Here is a 778-nt window from a genome sequence, read left to right on the forward strand (position 1 = left end):
TTTACGCTTGATGATTGAGATAACTCGCTTTAGAATAGTTAGCCTTACTAACTAATTGGTGAATCTTTATGGCTTTAGAAGAGAGTTTGATCGATTTGGAGCGTTTTTGCGCCAAAGCTTGGCGTGTTTACGCTAAAGAAGATCCATTGTCTCATCTTAGCTTTAACGAATTTGATTACTTACGCGTAATTCAGGTGTTTCCTGAAGGCGTTCGTATTACTGATCTTGCCGCCGAGTTACAGGTAACCAAACCTTCTGCCTCCAATATGGTGGTGCGTTTAGAAAAGAAAGGGTTAGTGAAGCGTATTGCTTGCAATGAAGATGCTCGCGCAAAGCGTATCTTACTGACGGAAGATGTCGCTGAAAAAATGTCTTTAGAACAAATTGTTTATAAGGATATTTCGGATCAAATGATGCTAAAGCTAAATGAACAAGAAGCCAAACAATTGCAGTCGCTACTCAATAAAGCGCTTGGAAATTAACTCAAAAATTCATTTATTTAACTATTTAGTTAGCTTTGCTAACTATTGGTGAGAATCATGCAAAACTCCATTTATAAACAATTTTGGAAATATACCATTCCAACTGTCGCAGCCATGTTGGTCAATGGGCTGTACCAAGTCGTCGACGGTATTTTTATTGGCCGTTACGTCGGCGCTGACGGATTGGCGGGCATCAATGTCGCTTGGCCAGTGATTGGTAGCATTCTGGGAATAGGGATGATGGTTGGTGTGGGAACGGGAGCCCTGACTTCCATCAAGCAAGGAGAGCAAGATCA

General features: G+C 41.1%; 2 protein-coding genes. Both read left to right on the forward strand.

Annotation, left to right across the window (positions count from 1 at the left end; all coding sequences use genetic code 11):
• Positions 1 to 68 precede the first annotated feature (68 nt).
• Positions 69 to 482 (forward strand): MarR family winged helix-turn-helix transcriptional regulator, encoded by a 414-nt coding sequence (locus tag R8N47_RS24665; RefSeq protein ID WP_318186032.1) that lies wholly within the window; start codon positions 69 to 71, stop codon positions 480 to 482.
• Between the two features lie 57 nt (positions 483 to 539).
• Positions 540 to 778: MATE family efflux transporter (locus tag R8N47_RS24670; RefSeq protein ID WP_318186033.1), on the forward strand; the 239-nt coding region annotated here is incomplete at its 3' end.

Source organism: Vibrio sp. 2132-1 (assembly GCF_033344315.1).